General features: G+C 71.5%; 21 protein-coding genes. 12 read left to right on the top strand and 9 right to left on the bottom strand.

Features of this window, described 5'->3' with window-relative positions; genetic code table 11:
• Positions 1 to 66: 66 nt before the first annotated feature.
• A complete protein-coding gene (locus AC0AIB_RS00105; protein WP_328346530.1) occupies positions 67 to 636 on the top strand; it encodes a hypothetical protein in 570 nt (189 codons plus the stop codon).
• A gap of 134 nt (positions 637 to 770) precedes the next feature.
• On the opposite strand, the gene AC0AIB_RS00100 is transcribed toward AC0AIB_RS00105, so the two are convergent.
• The gene (locus AC0AIB_RS00100; RefSeq protein WP_328346532.1) at positions 771 to 1,067 is read right to left on the bottom strand and encodes a ferredoxin; all 297 of its coding nucleotides are present in this window, start codon (positions 1,065 to 1,067) and stop codon (positions 771 to 773) included.
• 177 nt (positions 1,068 to 1,244) lie between these two features.
• Here AC0AIB_RS00100 and arc point away from each other — a divergent pair, with 177 nt between their 5' ends.
• The 7 genes from arc to prcA all read left to right on the top strand — a co-directional run bounded on the left by arc (position 1,245) and on the right by prcA (position 9,471).
• The gene (arc, locus tag AC0AIB_RS00095) at positions 1,245 to 3,026 is read left to right on the top strand and encodes a proteasome ATPase (RefSeq protein WP_328346534.1); all 1,782 of its coding nucleotides are present in this window, start codon (positions 1,245 to 1,247) and stop codon (positions 3,024 to 3,026) included.
• 197 nt (positions 3,027 to 3,223) lie between these two features.
• On the top strand, positions 3,224 to 5,248 hold the full coding sequence (locus AC0AIB_RS00090; protein WP_465095766.1) for a hypothetical protein: 2,025 nt from the start codon (positions 3,224 to 3,226) through the stop codon (positions 5,246 to 5,248).
• 58 nt (positions 5,249 to 5,306) lie between these two features.
• A complete protein-coding gene (dop, locus tag AC0AIB_RS00085; protein ID WP_465095765.1) occupies positions 5,307 to 6,824 on the top strand; it encodes a depupylase/deamidase Dop in 1,518 nt (505 codons plus the stop codon).
• A gap of 109 nt (positions 6,825 to 6,933) precedes the next feature.
• Positions 6,934 to 7,146: a ubiquitin-like protein Pup gene (locus AC0AIB_RS00080; RefSeq protein WP_328346538.1), complete on the top strand. Its 213-nt coding sequence runs from the start codon at positions 6,934 to 6,936 to the stop codon at positions 7,144 to 7,146.
• A gap of 5 nt (positions 7,147 to 7,151) precedes the next feature.
• Positions 7,152 to 7,820, top strand: coding sequence for an endonuclease VII domain-containing protein (locus tag AC0AIB_RS00075; protein WP_465095764.1), 669 nt, complete (start codon positions 7,152 to 7,154; stop codon positions 7,818 to 7,820).
• The gene (prcB, locus tag AC0AIB_RS00070) at positions 7,739 to 8,578 is read left to right on the top strand and encodes a proteasome subunit beta (RefSeq protein WP_328346541.1); all 840 of its coding nucleotides are present in this window, start codon (positions 7,739 to 7,741) and stop codon (positions 8,576 to 8,578) included. The genes AC0AIB_RS00075 and prcB overlap by 82 nt, the downstream gene beginning before the upstream one ends.
• A 59-nt stretch (positions 8,579 to 8,637) precedes the next feature.
• Positions 8,638 to 9,471: a proteasome subunit alpha gene (gene prcA, locus AC0AIB_RS00065; protein WP_328346542.1), complete on the top strand. Its 834-nt coding sequence runs from the start codon at positions 8,638 to 8,640 to the stop codon at positions 9,469 to 9,471.
• A gap of 111 nt (positions 9,472 to 9,582) precedes the next feature.
• On the opposite strand, the gene AC0AIB_RS00060 is transcribed toward prcA, so the two are convergent.
• The 6 genes from AC0AIB_RS00060 to rfbB are packed head-to-tail and all read right to left on the bottom strand — an operon-like array spanning position 9,583 to position 14,905.
• Positions 9,583 to 10,611 (bottom strand): glycosyltransferase family 2 protein, encoded by a 1,029-nt coding sequence (locus tag AC0AIB_RS00060; RefSeq protein WP_328346543.1) that lies wholly within the window; start codon positions 10,609 to 10,611, stop codon positions 9,583 to 9,585.
• On the bottom strand, positions 10,612 to 11,922 hold the full coding sequence (locus tag AC0AIB_RS00055) for a lipopolysaccharide biosynthesis protein (RefSeq protein ID WP_328346544.1): 1,311 nt from the start codon (positions 11,920 to 11,922) through the stop codon (positions 10,612 to 10,614).
• Positions 11,922 to 12,623: a glycosyltransferase family 2 protein gene (locus tag AC0AIB_RS00050; protein WP_328346545.1), complete on the bottom strand. Its 702-nt coding sequence runs from the start codon at positions 12,621 to 12,623 to the stop codon at positions 11,922 to 11,924. Before AC0AIB_RS00050 ends, AC0AIB_RS00055 begins: the two co-directional genes overlap by 1 nt.
• Positions 12,616 to 13,023 carry a DUF2304 domain-containing protein gene (locus AC0AIB_RS00045; protein WP_328346546.1) on the bottom strand — a complete coding sequence of 136 codons (408 nt, stop codon included), beginning with the start codon at positions 13,021 to 13,023 and terminating at the stop codon, positions 12,616 to 12,618. Before AC0AIB_RS00045 ends, AC0AIB_RS00050 begins: the two co-directional genes overlap by 8 nt.
• Entirely contained in the window at positions 13,020 to 13,907 is an 888-nt protein-coding gene (gene rfbD / locus AC0AIB_RS00040; protein WP_328346547.1) for a dTDP-4-dehydrorhamnose reductase, read from the bottom strand. The genes AC0AIB_RS00045 and rfbD overlap by 4 nt, the downstream gene beginning before the upstream one ends.
• The gene (gene rfbB / locus AC0AIB_RS00035) at positions 13,904 to 14,905 is read right to left on the bottom strand and encodes a dTDP-glucose 4,6-dehydratase (RefSeq protein WP_328346549.1); all 1,002 of its coding nucleotides are present in this window, start codon (positions 14,903 to 14,905) and stop codon (positions 13,904 to 13,906) included. Before rfbB ends, rfbD begins: the two co-directional genes overlap by 4 nt.
• 88 nt (positions 14,906 to 14,993) lie before the next feature.
• Here rfbB and rfbA point away from each other — a divergent pair, with 88 nt between their 5' ends.
• The 4 genes from rfbA (at position 14,994) to AC0AIB_RS00015 (ending at position 18,213) form a co-directional block, all read left to right on the top strand.
• Positions 14,994 to 15,911 (top strand): glucose-1-phosphate thymidylyltransferase RfbA, encoded by a 918-nt coding sequence (rfbA, locus tag AC0AIB_RS00030; RefSeq protein ID WP_328346552.1) that lies wholly within the window; start codon positions 14,994 to 14,996, stop codon positions 15,909 to 15,911.
• Positions 15,908 to 16,531: a dTDP-4-dehydrorhamnose 3,5-epimerase family protein gene (locus AC0AIB_RS00025; protein ID WP_328346554.1), complete on the top strand. Its 624-nt coding sequence runs from the start codon at positions 15,908 to 15,910 to the stop codon at positions 16,529 to 16,531. The genes rfbA and AC0AIB_RS00025 overlap by 4 nt, the downstream gene beginning before the upstream one ends.
• A 68-nt stretch (positions 16,532 to 16,599) precedes the next feature.
• Positions 16,600 to 17,958, top strand: coding sequence for a Pup--protein ligase (pafA, locus tag AC0AIB_RS00020; protein ID WP_328346555.1), 1,359 nt, complete (start codon positions 16,600 to 16,602; stop codon positions 17,956 to 17,958).
• A 57-nt stretch (positions 17,959 to 18,015) separates the two neighbouring features.
• A complete protein-coding gene (locus tag AC0AIB_RS00015) occupies positions 18,016 to 18,213 on the top strand; it encodes a hypothetical protein (protein WP_328346556.1) in 198 nt (65 codons plus the stop codon).
• A 35-nt stretch (positions 18,214 to 18,248) separates the two neighbouring features.
• Here AC0AIB_RS00015 and AC0AIB_RS00010 read toward each other — a convergent pair whose 3' ends face one another.
• Entirely contained in the window at positions 18,249 to 19,334 is a 1,086-nt protein-coding gene (locus AC0AIB_RS00010; RefSeq protein ID WP_465095763.1) for a DUF3866 family protein, read from the bottom strand.
• A gap of 54 nt (positions 19,335 to 19,388) precedes the next feature.
• Positions 19,389 to 20,462 (bottom strand): cation diffusion facilitator family transporter, encoded by a 1,074-nt coding sequence (locus AC0AIB_RS00005; protein WP_328346559.1) that lies wholly within the window; start codon positions 20,460 to 20,462, stop codon positions 19,389 to 19,391.
• Between the last annotated feature and the right edge of the window lie 110 nt (positions 20,463 to 20,572).

The raw sequence follows: 20,572 nt of genomic DNA, 5'->3' as shown, positions 1-20,572 counted from the left end.
GCTGGGCGTGAACGGGCGGATCCCGACGGCCGGTGCGGGCCGTCGGTGTGACCTGGGGGAGAGGGCATGAGTCAGCCGGGTTTCGGCGGCGAACTGCCGGCCGTGTTCCCGGACTGGTCGCCGTACCAGGATCTGGAGTCGGCGGCGCGCGCCTATCTGCGCGACCCGGACATCGCCCTGGAGGCGCTCGGCGGGGTGCTGCGCGGGGCCTCGGTGCTCGGGTTCACCCTGGAACGCTTCGTCAACGAGGTCAACGGGGTGTGGCAGGAGGTCGTCGTCTGTGACGGCAGCCGGCTGGTGCTCTGGCACGGCGAGGACGTGCCGCCGGGGGAGGGGCCGCCCGGGTCGATGACGTCGTCGCTGCGGGTGGTGCCGGTCTCCACGGTCACCGAGGTCGGTTGCCGGCGCCGGCTGACCCGGGCAGAAAACGGCGAGGTACGGGTCGACAGCATCGACGTCTACCTGCTGCTCACCTCGCTGGACGAGGCTCCGCCCGGTGACGAGATGGTCGGTGCGCCCCGACACGACGCGCTGCGCTTCGGCAAGACCCTCGACGACGGCGGGGCCGGCCAGATCGCCCGGTTGGAGGAGTTCGCCCGGATGGTCGCCTCGGTCGTCGGTCGGCCACTGCTGTAGTCGGGCCGACGGGTCGGGAGTGACGGTCATCACTTTCGGCCCGTCGGCTCACCACAGAGTCGTCTTTCCGACGGTGGATGTCGGGACGTCACCGGGCCGGGCGGACCGGCGCCGGAGCGGTCAGCCGCCGACGGTCAGTCGTCCTCGGCCTCGGGGCCGGCCACCTCGACGCCGTCGCTGCCGCGCACCACGTGGATGCACTCGCCCGGGCACTCCTTCGCGGAGTCGATGACTTCCAGCCGCAGGTGTTCCGGCACGTCGACCCGGCTACCGGGGGCGAGCCGCAGCTCACCGTCGGTGCCCTTGACGTACGCCAGGCCGTCGACGTCGAACTCGAAGACCTCCGGCGCGTACTGCACACAGAGCCCGTCGCCGGTGCAGAGATCCTGGTCCACCCAGACCTGCAACTGGTCGGTCGCGACGTCGGTCACCCGGCACCCCCCATGTTCTCCCGTCCCACCCCTCGACGGTACCCGAACGGCCGGACCCGCCCCGCAGGCGTCCCTTGGCGATCAAGGTTCGGTGACGAGGGCGTTGCGTGGGACCGAATCGGCCTCATAGCGGCTAGTGTTAGGGCAGAACGTTCAAGCCCCCCGGGGAGGTGGGACGTGGCACGCAGTGACGACGCGGACTCGCGCGCCGCACGGTGGGAGAAGGAGGCCCACGATCTCTCCACGCAGGTCGCGTTCCTTCAGGAGGAACTCGCCCTGGTGCGGCGCAAGTTGACCGAAAGCCCCCGACACGTCCGGCAGCTCGAAGAGCGGCTGGCGGCCACCCAGGCACAGTTGGCGCGGCTCACCGAGAACAACGACCGGCTCGTGAGCACCCTCAAGGAGGCTCGCGCGCAGATCGTGACGCTCAAGGAGGAGATCGACCGGCTGGCACAGCCGCCGTCCGGCTACGGCGTCTTCCTCGCGCGGCACGACGACGGCACGGTGGACATCTTCACCGGCGGACGCAAGCTCCGGGTCGCCGTCTCACCCTCACTGGACGCCGAGGAGTTGCGGCGTGGCCAGGAGGTCCTGCTCAACGACGCGCTCAACATCGTCGACGCGTTCGGCTACGAGCGGGTCGGCGAGGTGGTGATGCTCAAGGAGATCCTCGCGGGTCCCGAGGGCAGCCCGGGCGACCGGGCGCTGGTGGTCTCGCACTCCGACGAGGAGCGCATCGTCCACCTGGCCGACACCCTGATCGGCACGGCGATCAGGGCCGGCGACTCGCTCATGATCGAGCCCCGCTCGGCGTACGCGTACGAGCGGATCCCGAAGAGCGAGGTCGAGGAGTTGGTGCTGGAGGAGGTGCCCGACGTCGACTACACCGACATCGGCGGCCTCCAGTCGCAGATCGAGCAGATCCGCGATGCGGTGGAGCTGCCCTTCCTGCACGCCGACCTGTTCCGGGAGCACCAGCTCCGGCCGCCGAAGGGCATTCTGCTCTACGGTCCGCCGGGCTGTGGCAAGACGCTCATCGCCAAGGCGGTGGCCAACTCGTTGGCCAAGAAGATCGCCGAGCGGTTGGGCAAGGACCGGCACACCAGCTTCTTCCTCAACATCAAGGGCCCGGAGCTGCTCAACAAGTACGTCGGCGAGACCGAGCGGCACATCCGGCTGATCTTCCAGCGGGCCCGGGAGAAGGCCGGGGAGGGCACTCCGGTCATCGTGTTCTTCGACGAGATGGACTCGATCTTCCGGACCCGTGGCTCCGGCGTCTCCTCCGACGTGGAGAACACCATCGTCCCGCAGCTGCTCAGCGAGATCGACGGTGTCGAGGGCCTGGAGAACGTCATCGTGATCGGCGCCTCCAACCGGGAGGACATGATCGATCCGGCCATCCTGCGCCCCGGCCGGCTCGACGTGAAGATCAAGATTGAGCGTCCGGACGCCGAGGCGGCCAAGGACATCTTCTCCAAGTACATCCTCGCCGGGCTGCCGCTGCACCCCGACGACCTCGCCGAGCACGGCGGCGAGCCGAAGGCCACCGTGGCAGCCATGATCGACGCGGTGGTCCTGCGGATGTACTCGGAGACCGAGGAGAACCGTTTCCTCGAGGTGACCTACGCCAACGGTGACAAGGAAGTCCTCTACTTCAAGGACTTCAACTCCGGCGCGATGATCCAGAACATCGTCGACCGGGGCAAGAAGATGGCGATCAAGGAGTTCCTCACCTCCGGGCGCAAGGGGCTGCGGTTGCAGCACCTGCTCGACGCCTGCGTCGACGAGTTCCGGGAGAACGAGGACCTGCCCAACACCACCAACCCGGACGACTGGGCCCGGATCTCCGGCAAGAAGGGCGAGCGGATCGTCTACATCCGCACGCTCGTCTCCGGCGGCAAGGGCACCGAGACCGGCCGCTCCATCGAAACCGCGAGCAACACCGGCCAGTACCTCTGACCGGGAGATCGGACGGGCCCGCGACGCGACGCGTCGCGGGCCCTGTCGTCTGCATCACCCACTGTTAACCGGACCGCCCCCGCGTCCGGCAGGTGGAATGCCGGACTCGTCGTTAGACTTCCCCCACCGCGTAGTCGACTCCGAGGAACCGCGTGCCGCCCGAGCTCTCCGTCGTTGATCCGCCACTGTCCCCGGCGGTGGACCAGACGCCCCCCACCGTCCCGACGCGCCGGCCGGCCCGCCGCTGGCGGTGGATTCCCCTCCTGCTGGCCGCCCTCGTCGCCGCGTGGGTCGTACCCCTCGCCGGGCACGCCCTGCACCGGGAGTGGCTGCTCCCCCCGATCGTGCTGATCGCCACGGCCAGCGTGCTGCGCGGTGGCCGCACCCTGCTCGACCGGCTGATGCTCGCTCTCGGCCTGCTGCTCGGCCTGGCCGCCGTCGGCGGTCTGATCTTCCCGATCTGGCCCTGGGGGATGCGTCCGGTGCCCGTCACCGGGGTCGCCCTCACCGTGCTCGTCCTCGCCGCCGCCGCGCTGCGCCGCCTGCCCCGGTTGCCCAGACCTGGCTGGGCCGACCTGTTCCCGCTGGCCGGGGCCACCGCCATGGTGGCCTACCTGAGGCAGCCCTGGCAGCGCGCCGACGACCTCGCCGACCGGCTCACCGTCCTCGGCATGGGCGAGGACAACTGGCGGCACATGGCGCTGTTCGACGTCATGGGACGCCTCGACGGCTACACCTTCGTCGACCCGGCCGCCGCCCGGGAGCAGATCACCGCCCAACTCGTCTACTACCCGCAGGGCTGGCACCTGATCACCGCCCTGCTCGACGGCTTCCTGACCCCCACCGCGCCGCGCGTCGACGACCTCGTCGCCCACTACTTCGGCTGGACCATCGCCGGCTTCGGGCTGCTCACCCTGGTGCTGATCTGGGCCGCCCAGCGGCTGTCCGGCCCGATCCACCTGCTGCACCGCACGGTGCTCACCGTGGTCGTCGGCGCGGTGGTGCTCGGCACCCAGCTGCCCCGCCTGCTCAACGCCGGCTACCCCACCGAGGTGCTCGGGCTGACGCTGACCGTGCTGATCGCCGCGCTGGTCGCCCGCCCGGTCCCCGGCACCCGGGAGCAGGTCGTGCTGCTGTGCGCCCTGCTCGCCGCCGTCGGGTTCACCTACTACCTGTTCCTGCCGGCCGCCGCCGTGCTGGTGCTGTGCTGGGTGCTCACCCACTGGCGGGAGGCGCTGCGCCGGTGGTTCACCGTGCTCACCGTCGGCCTGGCCGGCGCCGCCCTCGCCCTGATCGCCCCGCTGCTCGGCGTGCTGCGGGCCGGGCAGACCGAGGCGTTGGTCATCGGCTCGTCCCAGGCCGTCGAGGGGTGGCGGGCGCTGATCTGGCTCGGCGGCATCGTCGGGGTGGCCCTGCTCGTCCAGGTCGCCCGCGCCGATCCGGCCTGGCGACGCTGGCTGCTGGTCTGCGTCGTCGGCGCGGCCCTGCCGCTGACCATCGCCCAGCTCAACACCAACTCCGGGGTGCCGCCGGGCTACTACTTCGTCAAGGCCACCCACCTGGCCACCGCGCTGCTCGTCGTCGGCGCCGCCGCGGTGGTCCGGCTGCTGCCGGTGCCCCGGCCCGCGCTGAGCTGGCGGGGGGTCGGCAGTACGACGGCGGGGGTGCTCGCCGCCGCGCTCACCATGACGGTCGCGGTGGCGCTCTGCGGGGTCACCGGGTGGCACCGTAGCCTGCTGCTTGTCGACGAGAAGACCTGGGCGCAGCACTGGGTCCACCAGGACCTCACCCTGCCGTCCAGAGTGGCCTGGGTGTGTGCCGACGCCCAGCAGCGCTACCCCGAGGTGCCGGGCACCACCACCCTGGTCATCGACCGTGGCCCGATGCGGTCGTACCTGATCTCGCTGTGCCTGTCGGCGCTGCACGGCACCACCGCGGCCACCGACCCGGGCATCTACAGCCTGCCGTTCCTCGAACCGGACCGCACCGACATCATCGTCCGGCGGGTGGCCGGTCCGATCCGGTTCGTCACCTCCGACCCCAAGGGGGAGCGTCGGGTCCACCGGATGCTGCGCGACGAACCCGCCCTGCGGCACCGGCTCAGCTGGGTGCCGCTGACCGTGCCGGAGTGCGACGTGGCCCCCTCCGACGAACCGCCCCCGCCGACCCTCGAGACCGCGACACCCGACCCGGCCGAAGCGGCATGCCCCCTTCCCCGGTGAGGCGGACTACGCTCGACGTGACGGCGGACCGGGTCAGGCGAGCGGAGCGGGTAGGTCGATGAGCGTCAGAAGAATCATGGGCACCGAGGTCGAGTACGGGATCTCCGTGCCCGGCCAGGCCGGAGCCAACCCGATGGTCACCTCGTCCCAGGTGGTCAACGCGTACGGCGCACGCCCGGAACTCAACCGTGGCGGCCGGGCCCGCTGGGACTACGAGGAGGAGTCGCCGCTGCGCGACGCCCGCGGCTTCACCTACTCCGGGGCCGCCTACGACCCGGCGGAGGCGCTCGCCGACGAGGACCTCGGCCTGGCGAACGTGATACTCACCAACGGTGCCCGGCTCTACGTCGACCACGCACACCCTGAGTACTCCACCCCCGAGGTGACCAACCCGCTCGACGTGGTGCGGTGGGACAAGGCGGGGGAGCGGGTGATGGCCGAGGCGGCCCGCCGGGCGGCCACCATTCCCGGCACCCAGCCGATCCACCTCTACAAGAACAACACCGACAACAAGGGTGCCAGCTACGGCGCGCACGAGAACTACCTGATGCGCCGGCAGACCCCGTTCGCCGACATCGTGGCGTACCTGACGCCGTTCTTCGTCACCCGCCAGATCGTCTGCGGTGCCGGCCGGGTCGGGATCGGCCAGGACGGCGGGCAGAGCGGGTTCCAGATCTCCCAGCGGGCGGACTTCTTCGAGGTCGAGGTCGGCCTGGAGACCACCCTCAAGCGGCCGATCATCAACACCCGCGACGAGCCGCACGCCGACGCCGACAAGTACCGTCGGTTGCACGTCATCATCGGCGACGCCAACCTGTCGGAGATCTCCACCTATCTCAAGGTGGGCACCACCGCGTTGATCCTCACCATGATCGAGGAGAAGGCGCTCGGTGCCGACCTGGGCATCGCCGATCCGGTCGCGGAGCTGCGCGCGGTCAGCCACGACCCGTCGCTGACCCACCGGATGCGGCTGCGCGACGGCCGTCGACTGACCGCCCTGGACCTCCAGTGGGCCTACTACGAGCGGGTGCGGTCCTTCGTGGACGAGCGGTACGGCGCGGACACCGACGCGCAGACCCTGGACGTGCTGGAGCGCTGGGAGCGGGTGCTGGACCGGCTCGGCCGTGACGTGTTCCTCTGCGCCGACGAACTGGACTGGGTGGCCAAGTTGCGGCTGCTGGAGGGTTACCGGGAGCGGGAGAAGCTGGGCTGGGGCTCGCCCAAGCTCCAGCTGGTCGACCTGCAGTATTCCGACGTACGGCCGGAGAAGGGCCTCTACCACCGGCTGGTGACCCGGGGGTCGATGAAGACGCTGCTGGACGACGAGCAGACCCGCCGGGCGATGACCGAGCCGCCCGAGGACACCCGGGCCTACTTCCGGGGTCGCTGCCTCGCCCAGTACGCCCCCGAGGTGGTCGCGGCGAGCTGGGATTCGGTGATCTTCGATGTGGGCCGGGAGTCGCTGGTCCGGGTGCCGATGATGGAGCCGGAGCGGGGCACCCGCAAGCACGTCGGCGCGCTGTTCGACAGGTGCGACACCGCCAAGGACCTGCTGGAGACGTTGACCGGCGGCTGACCCGACCGGTGACGGCGGCCCGTCGTGCGTCGGATGCCGGCGCGCGGCGGGCTTTTCGTCGTCTCCGCGAGGTAAGTTCATCGCAGACGATCGTGGAGGAGGCAGCGAGATGGCTTCACAAGAGGGCGGCCAGACCCAGTCGGGCAAGTCGCACCAGGCCGAGGAGATCGACGACGTCACCACCGAGGCCAACCCGGAGGTCGCCGAGCGGCACGCCGAGATCACCGAGGACGTCGACGACCTGCTCGACGAGATCGACTCCGTCCTGGAGGAGAACGCCGAGGAGTTCGTGAGGGGGTATGTCCAGAAAGGGGGTGAATGAGGCAAATGTCCGGTTTGCCGGAGGCGACGGACAAGGTGTGCCCCCAGTGCGGTCGCTCGTTGCCGACGTCGGCCTTCCACCGGAACCGGCGACGCGTGGACGGCTTGTCGTTCTACTGTAAGACCTGCGCGGCGGCCCGCTCCGAGACGAGCCGCCGCAGGCGCGGGATCGCTCCGCAGCGGAAGGCGGACGTGCCGCTCGCGGACGGTCTGAAGTGGTGCCCTGACTGCGAGCAGATCAAGCCCATGGACGCCTTTCCCCGCACCACCAACGCGAGCGGACGCCACAGCTACTGCAAGCCCTGCCACAACTCACGCGGCAAGGAGACCGTGCAGCGGCTCTACGGTGGCAGTCGCGAGTACCACCTGCGCCGCCGCTACGGGATCGGCGAGCAGGAGTTCCAGGAGCTGCTCGCCGAGCAGGGCGGTGTCTGCGCCGTCTGCGGCGCGGAAGATCCTCAACATGTGGACCACGATCACCGCACCGGATGGGTGCGCGGGATACTCTGCTTCAACTGCAACGGTGGTCTTGGCCAGTTCCGTGACAGTCCCACGAGGCTGGCCAGGGCGATCACGTATCTGAGAGGAACCACGTGGCAGCGGGCTTTGATCCATCCGGGCGTCTACCAGATGTGTTCACCAACGCGGGGACGTCCTCCTTCACCTCGTTCCTGAGCCGGGTGGCCCCCGAGATGCTGCCCGGCCGACGGCCGCTGCCGCCGGGCATGGCCGCCGACCTGGCGCCGCACGCGACCACCATCGTGGCGATCTCGGCCGTCGGTGGCGTGGTGCTGGCCGGCGACCGTCGGGCCACCATGGGCAACCTGATCGCGCAGCGGGACATCGAAAAGGTGCACCCCGCCGACGCGTACTCGCTCGTCGGCATCGCCGGCACGGCGGGCATCGGCATCGAGCTGATGCGGCTGTTCCAGGTGGAGCTGGAGCACTACGAGAAGATCGAGGGCGCGATGCTCTCCCTCGACGGCAAGGCCAACCGGCTCGCCTCGATGATCCGCGGCAACCTCGGCGCGGCCATGCAGGGGCTCGCGGTCGTCCCGCTCTTCGCCGGGTTCGACCTGGCCGCCCGGGATCCGGCCCGGGCCGGGCGGATCTTCAGCTTCGACGTCACCGGTGGCCCCTACGAGGAGACCGGCTACGACGCGATCGGCTCCGGTTCGCTCTTCGCCAAGTCGGCACTGAAGAAGCGGTACCGCGCCGGTGTGTCCGTCGACGACGCGACCCGGCTCGCCGTCGAGGCGCTCTACGACGCCGCCGACGACGACACGGCCACCGGTGGGCCGGACCTGACCCGGCGGATCTATCCGGTGGTGATGACGGCGACCGCCGAGGGCACCCGCCGGCTCACCGAGGCCGAGACGGCCACCATCGCCGAGAGCGTCGTCGCCGGGCGGATGGAGAACCCGGGCGGCTGACCCGTCCCCACCCCACCAGCCTCAGTCGTCGAGACAGCGCCAGAAGGAGAACCGCCGCCGTGGCCATGCAGTTCTACGCCTCGCCCGAGCAGATCATGCGCGACCGCTCCGAGCTGGCCCGCAAGGGCATCGCCCGGGGGCGCAGCGCGGTGGTCCTGAGTTACACCGGCGGGGTGCTCTTCGTCGCGGAGAACCTCTCCAGCGCCCTGCACAAGGTCAGTGAGATCTACGACCGGATCGGCTTCGCCGCCGTCGGCCGGTACAACGAGTTCGAGAACCTGCGCCGCGCCGGGGTACGGATGGCCGACCTGAACGGCCTGAGCTACGACCGGCGCGACGTGACCGGCCGGGCCCTGGCCAACGCGTTCGCGCAGACCCTGGGCGCCATCTTCACCGAGCAGTCCAAGCCGTTCGAGGTGGAGATCTGCGTGGCGCAGGTCGGTGCCACGGCCGACGAGGACGAGCTGTACCGGCTCACCTACGACGGGTCGGTCAACGACGAGCCGGGCCGGATGGCGATGGGCGGCCAGGCCGAGGCGATCACCGGGGTGCTCAAGTCCGAGCACCGGGCCGACCTGTCGCTCGCCGAGGCGGTCAAGGTGGCCATGAAGGCGCTGAGCAGCGTCGGCGGCGAGGGCGGCGCGGCCCGGACGATCGCCCCCAACCAGCTCGAGGTGGCCGTCCTGGATCGCGGTCGGGTCGGGCGTACCTTCCGGCGGATCACCGGGGCGGCGCTGACCGCGCTGCTGGAGGGCGACGCGGCCGCTGACGCCGCGCCGGCCGACGGCCGGGCCAAGACCCCCTCGGTGCCCACCGAGGAGGCGCACAAGCCCACCACCTCGGCCGGCTCGGCGGACCTGGAGGGCCAACCCCAGGAGAAGCCGGAAGCGTAACGGCGACACGCGTAGGGGCCAGGGTGGTGAACCCCGGCCCCTACGCGTGGATTCCGTGCCGACGCCCCGCCGCTGTGCCGTGCGGCACAGCGGCGGGGCGTGTGGGACGGGTCAGGACTTGCGCAGCAACGGCTTGGCCATGGCCCAGTAGGCGGCGGCGATGACGTTGAAGATGCCCATGCCGGGCGGCGACTCGACGTTCGACGGGTCGACCTTCGCGGTCATCAGCTCGGCGATGACCCCGTCGGGGACCATCCGCTCCTGCTGGAGCTGCCGCCGCCGGGTGCGCACCCAGGCCCGGTTGGTCCAGAGCCAACCCCAGCCGCGTGCCTTCTCCCGCCCCCAGCCGCCGAGCAGCGCGGCCACCAGCAGGGCCGCCTCGGTGAGCAGCAGCATCGGGGCCAGCACCACCAGGGTCCGCGTCTCGTACGCGGTGAGCAGCGAGATCAGCCTGTTGCGTTCCAGCAGGTAGTGCTTGAGCTTGTTGCGGGAGAACTCGTAGTGGTGCACCACCACGGCGTCCGGGACGTACTCCTGGCGCAGCCCGCGCTGCCACAGCCGCAGGCTGATCTCGGTGTCCTCGTGGTAGGCGAAGTACTCGGCGGCGAAGCCGTCCAGCTCCCTCCACAGCGCCCGGTTGATCACGAAGCAGCAGCCGCTGATCGACGGCACGGTGGTCCGCCGGGCGTGCGCGCTGGCGGGTTCGCCGTTGCCGCCGGCCCAGGACAGCCCGATGTAGTGCAGCGGGTTGCCGGAGGTGTTGATCAGGTCGGGGTTCTCGGCGAGCCGGATCGAGGCCATGGCCGCGCCGACACCGGGCTCGCCGGCCACCGCCACCGTCCGGGCCAGCGCGTCGGGGGCGACGACGGCGTCGGAGTTGACGAAGGCCAGCCACTCCCCGGTGGCCTCGGCGGCACCGACCCGGCAGCCGCCGGAGTAACCGGTGTTCTCCTCCGGCCGGACCACCCGTACCCCGGCGAAGCCCTTGACCACGTCGATGCCGTCACCGGTGCAGCCGTTGTCGACCACGATCAGCTCGATCTCGACGTCGGTGCTGGCCAGCACGGCGCGGGCGGCGTCGACCAGGTAGGGCTCGGCGCCGTAGGCGAGCATCACCGCGGACACCTGTGGGCGGGGCATCTAGAGACCTCCGGAGACGCCGGTGGCCACCACGTCGTCGAGTGGCCGGACGGGGGTGGGGGTGGCCGGGCGGGTGCCCCGGCGCAGCAGCAGGACGGCCATGGTGGCGGCCACCACGACGGAGCCGACCGCATAGGCCAGTTCGACGCGGAGCGCGATCGGGGCCGGGACGGCGGTGACGGCGAGCAGGGCGGTCACCCCGATCGTCCAGGAGATCGCCTGGGCGCGGTGCCGGTCCAGGGCGAGCAGGGCCTGGCCGAGGACCATGGCCCACAGGTAGGCGAGGGTGCCGACGGCCAGCCAGGCGAAGTCGCCGTGGCCGAGCACGCCTGGGGCGTCGAAGAGCCGGTGGACCAGCCAGGGGCCGAGCACCACCGCGCCGAGTGCCCCGGTGACGCCGAGGGCGGTGACCACGCCGAGCGCCCGGCGCAGCAGACCGTGGAAGCCGGTGACGTCGCCGGTGGTGGCGGTGGTGGCCAGGCCGGGCAGCAGGGACGCCTGCATCGAGCCGAAGACGAACAGCGGGATGCGGACCAGCACCAGGGCGGAGAGCAGCGCGCCGGCGGTGGCCACGTCGGCCGGGTCGAGCAGCCGCGCGTTGATCACACCGACGTTGACCACGACCTGGGAGAGCAGGCTGGAGACGGTGAGCAGGCCGAGGCCGCGCAGCAGGGTTCCCCAGGCGACGGGGACGCCGCCGCCGACGACGCGCAGCACCGGTGGGAGGGTCACCAGCACCGACAGCAGCGGGGCGACGACAAGCACCGCGCCGTACCAGACCGGGTCGGTGACGCCACCGAGGCCGAGCCCGGCGACCAGCGCGATGCGCAGCCCGCCGTCGACCCCGAGCTGGGTGCCGTACCAGGGGAAGAGTTGCAGACCGGACAGCACGCCCCGGGTGGTGTAGGCGACGGCCATCGCCACCAGCGCACCGATCAGCACGGCGACCATGGTCCCGTCGCCGGCGAAGAGCCGGTCGGTCAGCGCCCGGTGGCCGGCGATGGTGGCCACGACCAGCAGCCCCAGCACGACGGTGGCGACGATCGCCCCCCGGGCCAGCACCGGGCCGGGGGGCAGCCCCTGGCTGCGGCGGGCGGCGACGACCCGGGCCACCTCCTGCTCGACCGGGATGAAGACGCCGATGCCGAGGGTGAACACGATCGACCAGAGCACCGACAGCGAGGAGTAGTCGGCGAGGTCGAGGGCGTGCCCGGCGACCGCGAGGTGCACGTAGGAGGCGAGCCCGAGCAGGGCCAGGCCGCCTCCGACGGCGAGGGTGCCGGGCGGGACGAGGTGGAGCAGTCGCCGCATCACCGGCGGATGAGCGCCAGGGTGAGCACCGCGAAGGCCCGGCCCAGGTAGATCATCGCCTTGGCGGGGGAGTGGCTGGGGGTGCCGGCCATCCGCTTGCGCATGGCGACCGGCACCTGACGGATCCGGTAGCCGCGTCGGGCGGTGTGCACCAGGGTCTCCACCGTGTCGCCGAGGTACTCGGCCGGGTACCAGCCGGCGAACATCTCGATGACCCGTCGGTTGGCGGCCCGGAAACCGGAGGTGGTGTCGGTCAGCCGGGTCTTGGCGACCCGGGAGAGCACCCCGGACAGCATCACCATCGCCCAGCGCCGGGGACCGCGCACCGAGTAGTCGCCCTCGCCGGCGAACCGGGCGCCGATGACCAGGTCGTTGTCGTCGAGCAGGTCGACCAGCTTCGGCACGTAGCGCGGGTCGTGCTGGCCGTCGGCGTCGATCTGGATGGCGACGTCGTAGTCGTTGTCCCGGGCGTAGCGGTAGCCCAGCCGCATCGCCCCACCCACCCCGAGGTTGTACGGCAGCTTGGCCACCAGGGCACCGGCGGCGGCGGCCACCGCGGCGGTGCGGTCGGTGGAGCCGTCGTCGACCACCAGCACGTCGACGCCGGGCAGTTCGCCACGGACCTCGCCGACCACGTCGGCGATCGACCCGGACTCGTTGAGCGCCGGGATGATGATCAGGACGCGCTTGCCGTTAACCATCGTGGGACACCAGTTCGTCTCGGGCGGCTGCGCCGGTCCGGGCGGTTTCGGCGAGGCGGGCGGCGCGCTCCGCCTCGATCTGGGCGCGGAGCAGGGCGAAGTCCTCGGCCAGGGTGCGGGTCTCCTCCTCCAGCGCGCTGACCTCCCAGCTCAGGTGTACGCAGACCAGCAACAGGAAGACGATGCCGAGGAAGAGCACCAGGCTGACGCCGGAGACCACCCCGAGAAAGCCGGCCACGTTGTCCAGCAGCCGGGGGAACAGCGACAACGGGATCACGATGACCAGGACGCCGAGCCAGAGCATGCCGTACTTCTCGCGGAGCTGCCGGCGGCGCAGCAGCTCGACGATGGTGGCGAGCAGGATCAGGCCGGTCAGACCGGTGACGAGGGTGAGCTTCATGCGACCTTCCACGGGGCGGGTGCAGTGGGGGAGTCGAAGGCGGCGGACAGCGCGTCGCGCCATTCCGGCAGGGGGGACAGGCCGGCCTCGGCCCAGCGGTCGTGCCCTAGCACACTGTACGCCGGTCGCGCGGCGGGACGCGGAAACCGGTCACTGGTGGTGGGCCGGACCCGGTCCGGGTCGAGCCCGGCGAGGGTGAAGGCGGCGCGGGCCAGGCCGTACCAGGTGGTCCGGCCGGTGCAGGTGCCGTGGTAGATCCCGGCCGGGGCCCGTCCGGCCAGGGCCGCGTCGGCGAGCGCCACCAGTTGGGTGGCCAGCGCGTACGACCAGGTGGGCTGGCCCTGCTGGTCGTCGACCACGTCGAGGTGCTCGCGGTTGGCGGCCAGACCGATCATCGTGGTGACGAAGTTTCGCCCGTGCGCCCCGTAGAGCCAGGCGGTCCGTACCAGGTAGCCGGTTTCGGGGAGGAATCGGACCACGGCCCGTTCCCCGGCGAGCTTGCTGCGGCCGTACGCGTTGACCGGGGCGGTGGGGGCGTCCTCGGCGTACGGGGTGTCGGCGTCGCCGGCGAAGACGTAGTCGGTGGACACGTGCACCAGCCGCGCGCCGTGCTCGGCGCAGGCGCGGGCGAGGTGGGCGACCGCGTCGCCGTTGACCGCGGTGGCCGCCGCCTCGTCCCGTTCGGCCCCGTCGACGTCGGTCCACGCGGCGGCGTTGAGCACCACGTGGTGACCGGCGACGGCGGCCCGGACCGCTCCGGCGTCGGTGATGTCCAGCTCGGGGCGGGTGACGGCGGTCACCTCGAGGTCGTCCCGGGCGGCCAGCACGGCGAGCAGGTCCCGGCCGAGCATGCCGCCCGCACCGGTGACGAGGACCCGGGTCATGCGGCAGGTGCCGTCTTCAGCGGCTCCCACCAGGCCCGGTTGTCCCGGTACCAGGCGACCGTCTGGGCCAGGCCCCGGTCGAGGTCGATGCTCGGGGCGTACCCCAGCTCGGTGTTGATCTTGCTGATGTCCAGCGAGTAGCGGCGGTCGTGGCCCTTGCGGTCGGTGACCGGGACGACCCGGTCCCAGCCGGCGTCGCAGGCCTCCAGCAGCCGCCCGGTCAGCTCCTTGTTGCTCAGCTCGGTGCCGCCGCCGATGTGGTAGACCTCGCCGGCGCGGCCGGCGTGCGCCACCATCGCGATGCCCCGGCAGTGGTCGTGCACGTGCAGCCAGTCCCGGACGTTGCCGCCGTCGCCGTAGAGCGGCACGGTCCCGCCGTCGAGCAGGTTGGTGACGAACAGCGGGACGACCTTCTCGGGATACTGGTACGGGCCGTAGTTGTTGGAGCAGCGGGTGACCACCACGTCCATCCCGTGGGTCCGGTGGTAGGCCAGCGCCAGCAGGTCGGACCCGGCCTTGGCGGCGGAGTACGGCGAGTTCGGCGCGAGCGGCCAGCTCTCCGTCCAGGAGCCCTCGTCGATCGAGCCGTACACCTCGTCGGTGGAGACGTGCACGAACCGGCCGGTGCGGTGGCGCAGCGCGGCGTCCAGCAGGGTCTGGGTGCCGAGCACGTTGGTGGTGACGAACGGGGCGGCACCGGTGATCGAGCGGTCGACGTGCGACTCGGCGGCGAAGTGCACGATCACGTCGTGCCCGGCCACCACCTCGTCGACCGTCGCCGGGTCGCAGATGTCACCCCGGACGAACCGCAGCCGGGGATCGTCGCGCACCGGGATCAGGTTGTCGAGGTTGCCGGAGTAGGTCAGCTTGTCCAGCACGGTCACCGCGGTGGGTTCGACGGCGGGCACCCCGGCGGCGTCGCCACCGGGCGCACCCAGCAGCATCCGTACGTACTCCGACCCGATGAATCCGGCTCCGCCGGTGACGAGAATCCTCACGGGGACGGAAGTGTACGCGCATCGGCCCGCCCGCCCGGGGAGCACGACCCCGGTGTCCGGTTCGCGTCGGTCCGGGTAGGCTCCCCCGGTGCGTGGAATCCTTCTCGCTGGTGGCACCGGGTCGCGGCTGTGGCCGCTCACCCGTGCGGTGTCCAAGCAGCTGATGCCGATCTTCGACAAGCCGATGGTCTACTACCCGCTGTCGACGCTGGTGATGTCCGGAATCCGGGAGATCCTGGTGATCACCACACCGGAGGACCAGGACCAGTTCCAGCGACTGCTCGGCGACGGTAGCCAGTGGGGGTTGCGACTGGAGTACGTCGCCCAGGCCCGCCCGGAGGGCATCGCGCAGGCGTTCGTCCTCGGCGCGGACTTCGTCGGCGACGACTCGGTGGCGCTGGTGCTGGGTGACAACATCTTCCACGGCGCCGGCCTGGGCCGGCAGTTGGCCGACAACGGCGACCTGGTCGGCGGGCGGGTCTTCGCGTACCCGGTGGCCAACCCGCAGGCGTACGGGGTGGTCGACTTCGACGCCGACGGGCGGGTGCTGTCGATCGAGGAGAAGCCGGCCCGGCCGAAGTCGCGTTACGCGGTGCCGGGGCTGTACTTCTATGACAACCGGGTGGTCGAGATCGCCGGCAAGCTCACCCCGAGCGCCCGGGGCGAGCTGGAGATCACCGCGGTCAACGAGGCGTACCGGGTGACCGGGGAGCTGTCGGTGACCGTGCTCGACCGGGGCACCGCCTGGCTGGACACCGGCACCTTCACCTCGATGATGCAGGCCGGCGAGTTCGTCCGGGTGATCGAGGAACGGCAGGGGATGAAGATCGGTTGCGTCGAGGAGGTCTGCTGGCGGGCCGGCCTGATCGACGACGACCAGCTCCGCGCGTTGGCCGATCCGCTGCTCAAGAGCGGTTACGGTGACTACCTGCTCGAACTGCTGGCCGACAAGCACGACGAGGTGGTGCTGCGCGGCGCGCAGCCGGGAACGGAGAGGGAGCGGTGAAGATCCGTCCGCTGAGCATCGAGGGCGCCTTCGAGGTCACCCCGCAGCAGCACGGCGACTCGCGGGGCCTGTTCATGGAGTGGTACCGCTTCGACCACCTCGCCGAGGCGGTGGGCCACCCGCTGCGGCTGGCCCAGGCCAACCTGTCGATCTCCGGCCGGGGGGTGGTGCGCGGCATCCACTTCGCCGACGTTCCGCCCGGCCAGGCCAAGTACATCACCTGCGTACGGGGCGCGGTGCTCGACGTGGTGGTGGATGTGCGGATCGGCTCGCCGACCTTCGGCCACTGGGAGGGTGTCCGGCTCGACGACACCGACCGCCGGGCGGTCTACCTGGCCGAGGGGCTCGGGCACGGCTTCTGCGCGCTGACCGACGACGCCACCCTGACCTACTTCTGCTCGACCACCTACAACCCGACCGGGGAACACGGGGTGCACCCGCTCGACCCGGAACTGGGCATCGAGTGGCCGGCCGAGACGCCGCAGTTGTCCGCCCGGGACGCGGCGGCGCCGACGTTCGCGCAGGCCCGCGCGGCGGGGCTGTTGCCGGACTACGCGTCCTGCCGGTCGTTCGTGGCCGGATTGGGACCGGACGGAATGTCGTACTCGGACGGGATCTGAGCGCCCGGACGACACGACCTGTGCTGTGACAGTGACGAACCGACCCTCCGGGCGGCTAGTGTCACATCATGGAGCGGCGAATCTTCGGCCTCGAGACCGAGTACGGCGTCACCTGTACCTATCGCGGGCAGCGGCGGCTGTCCCCTGACGAGGTCGCCCGGTATCTGTTCCGCCGGGTGGTCTCCTGGGGTCGGTCGAGCAACGTGTTCCTGCGCAACGGGGCACGGCTCTACCTGGATGTCGGGTCGCACCCGGAGTACGCCACTCCGGAGTGCGACTCGGTCACCGATCTGGTCGCCCACGACCGGGCCGGTGAGCGCATCCTGGAGGGCCTGCTCGTCGATGCGGAGAAGCGGCTGCACGACGAGGGCATCGCGGGTGAGATCTACCTGTTCAAGAACAACACCGACTCGGCCGGCAACTCGTACGGCTGCCACGAGAACTACCTGGTGTCCCGGCACGGCGAGTTCGGTCGGCTCGCCGACGTGCTCATCCCGTTCCTGGTCACCCGGCAGCTGATCTGCGGGGCCGGCAAGGTGTTGCAGACCCCGCGCGGTGCGGTCTACTGCCTGTCGCAGCGGGCCGAGCACATCTGGGAGGGCGTCTCCTCGGCGACCACCCGCAGCCGACCGATCATCAACACCCGCGACGAGCCGCACGCCGACGCCGAGCGGTACCGCAGACTGCACGTCATCGTCGGCGACTCCAACATGAACGAGGTCACCACGCTGCTCAAGGTCGGCTCGGCCGACATCGTGCTGCGGATGATCGAGGCCGGGGTGGTGATGCGCGACCTGTCCCTGGAGAACCCGATCCGGGCGATCCGGGAGGTGTCGCACGACATCACCGGCCGGCGCAAGGTGCGGCTCACCTCCGGCAAGGAGGTCAGCGCGCTGGAGATCCAGCAGGAGTACCTGGCCCGGGCCACCGAGTTCGTCGAGCGCCGGGGCGGCGACCAGACCGCCAAGCGGGTGGTGGAGCTGTGGGGCCGGGTGCTGAACGCGGTGGAGAACGGCAACCTGGACCCGGTGGCCCGGGAGATCGACTGGGTGAGCAAGCTCCGGCTGATCGAGCGTTACCAGCGCAAGCACGACCTGCCGCTGTCGCACCCCCGGGTGGCGCAGATGGACCTGGCCTACCACGACCTGCGCCGGGGTCGGGGCCTGTACGGGCTGCTGGAGCGGCGCGGTCAGGTCGACCGGGTGGCCACCGACCCGGAGATCTTCGAGGCCAAGGAGACCCCGCCGCAGACCACCCGGGCCCGGCTGCGCGGTGAGTTCATCCGGCACGCCCAGGAGAAGCGGCGCGACTTCACCGTCGACTGGGTGCATCTGAAGCTCAACGACCAGGCGCAGCGCACCGTGCTCTGCAAGGACCCGTTCCGGGCGTACGACGAGCGGGTGGAGCGGTTGATCGCCAGCATGTGACCGGGTGGGCCGGCGGCCGACATCGACCGTCGGCCCCACCGGTACGCTGGCGGGGCGATGAACGACTCCGAACCCACCGACCGTGAGCGCGGCGACGCCGAGCGGCTCACCTGGATCGAGCGCCGCCGGGCGAAGATCCGGGACGAGGTCGCCCGCAACCGTCGGGGCGAGTACACCGTGCCGACCTGGGTGCTGGCCGTGGCGCTGGTCGCCATCGTGGGCGGCTGGCTCGCACTGGTCTTCCTGGCCGGATGAGTCTCTTCCTGGCCGGTTGAGTCGTCCCGGTCGGGTCAGCCGGCCAGCGCGGCGGCGTGCCGTCCGGCGGCTGCCGCCGCGAGGAAGTAGGCGTGGTCGGCGTCCAGGCCACGGCCCATCGTGGACAGCTTCACCGGACACCCGCGCAGCGCGGCGTCCAGGCCCTCGGTGCCGACCCGGACCAGGGTGTGCCGGGCGGCCAGCGGGGCCAACGCGGCGTCCACCTGGGCCGCCAGTGCGACCGGAAGGTCGCCCGGCACCACCAGGTCCGCCGGGGCCAGCGCCACCCGGCCGTACGCGGTGAGACTGTGGTGCGAGACGCCCCGGTGCCGGGGGCGGGCGTCGGCGTCGGAGATCCGTAGTGAGCCTACCGGCCGGCCACCGAGCACTGCCACCGCGTTGACCGCCTCACCGACGGCGACCCCGGAGAATCCCCACCGGGTGCCGGTGCCCAGGTTGCCGGGGCCCTGCGCGACGATCGCCACGTCGGCGCGGAGCACGTGCCGGGCGGCCAGCAGACCGGTGTGCAGGGTGGTCGCCTCCAGGTCCCCGCCGAACGCCTGCCCGACGCTGATCGTGCCGACGAGCGTGTCCCGCAGCCCGTCGAGGGTGCGGGAGAACCAGGCCGGCAGCGCGCCACCGTCGGTGAGCAGGTACGCGACCCGGGCCCGCGGGGCGTCGGCGTGGATGCCGGCGAGGACGGCAGGCAGGGCGGAGTGCAGGTCGGCGGTGACCACCGGCAGGCCGTCCAGGGTGTCGACGTCGGCGAGCAGCGCGTGGTGCGGCGACGCCTCCTCGTCGACCCCCAGCAGGATCGGCTGGAGCGGGGTGTACCGGGCCTTGACCAGGTGCCCGGCGTCGCGGGTGTCGCCGGCCTGCGCCGGGTCGGCGGGCAGCCGGTCGGGCAGGGCCACCACCAGGGCGTACCCGCCGGTGCCGAGGCCCATCAGCAGCGCCCCGGCGTTGAGCAGCACCCGGTCGCCGGGCTCCGGGTCACCGACCAGCTCCGGGTAGGCCAGGGCGCGCATGGCGGTCCCGTCGGGCAGGGTGACGTCGATCTCCACCGCGCCGGCCCACCGTCGTCGTACCGCCGTGACCGTTCCCGACCGCCATCGCACCATGCCCGGCACGCTATCGGCGGACGCCCGGGCGACCGCGTGCGGGTCCGCCGTCACTCAGGCCGGCCCGGCCATGTCCTGGTCGGACCCCTGCCCGGCAGGTCGGGCGTCGGCGGCGGGGTCGGTCCGTTCCCGGGTGATCCGGGCCTGCGCCGTCGAGTCGCGCTCTTCCTGGGTACGCCGGGCGCGTCGGTCGGTGACGCCGGGCAGCGACCGGGTGGGGTCCAGGAAGACGTATCCGATCTCCGGATAGCGGCCGGTGAGCCGCCGCTCGGCCTCGTCGGCGGCAGCCTCGATGTCGGCCCCGGTCGCCTCGTCCCGGAAGTCGACCTTGGCAGCCACCAGGATGTCCTCCGGACCGAGCTGCATGGTCAGCAGGGTGTCGATCCGGTCCACCGTCGGCAGGGCGGCCAGTTCCGCCTCGATCTCCTGGTGCAGCCGCTCGGGCACCGCCCGGCCGACCAGCAGCGAGATGTTGCTCTTGGCGAGGATGCCGGCGACGACGAGCAGCAGCAGACCGATCAGGATCGAGGCCAGACCGTCCCACAGCTCGTCGCCGGTCCACTCGGACAGGCCCAGCCCGACGCCGGCGATGAGCAGGCCGATCAGGGCGGCGCTGTCCTCCAGGAACACCGCCTTGACGGTGGTGTCGGCGGTCAGCCGCAGGAACCGGCGGGGGGTGGTCCGCCAACGGCGGGACTCGCCGCGCACCTGGCGTACCGCGCGGGCCAGCGACACCGACTCGATGGCGAAGGAGACAGCCAGCACGACGTACGAGATCAGGTAGTTGCCGCTGTGCTCGTGGACCAGGATGGTGGTCACGCCGTGGGTGATGGCGAAGCCGGCCCCGGCGACGAAGGTGAACAGCGCGGCGAGGAACGCCCAGACGTAGCTCTCCTTGCCGTACCCGAAGGGGTGGCGGACGTCGGCGGGCCGGGCGCCCCGGCGCAGCGCCAGGTAGAGCAGCACCTCGGTGGTGGTGTCGGCGACCGAGTGGGCCGCCTCGGAGAGCATCGCGGCCGAGCCGGAGAGCACCCCGGCGACCAGCTTGGCCACCGCGATGGCGAGGTTGGCCGTCCCCGCCACCACGACGGTGCCGACGCTCTCGGTCTTGACTTCGGCTTCCGACATGCGGTCACCGTAAGTCCCCGGAGCCCGTCCCGCCCGGAGCGGCCGGCCGGCTGGGCGGGGGCTGGGCGGGGGCTGGGCGGGGGCTGGGCGGGGTGATCAAGAGGTAAAGG

It is taken from the genome of Micromonospora sp. DSM 43699 (assembly GCF_055517075.1).
This window is presented reverse-complemented; position numbering and strand designations above follow the sequence as displayed.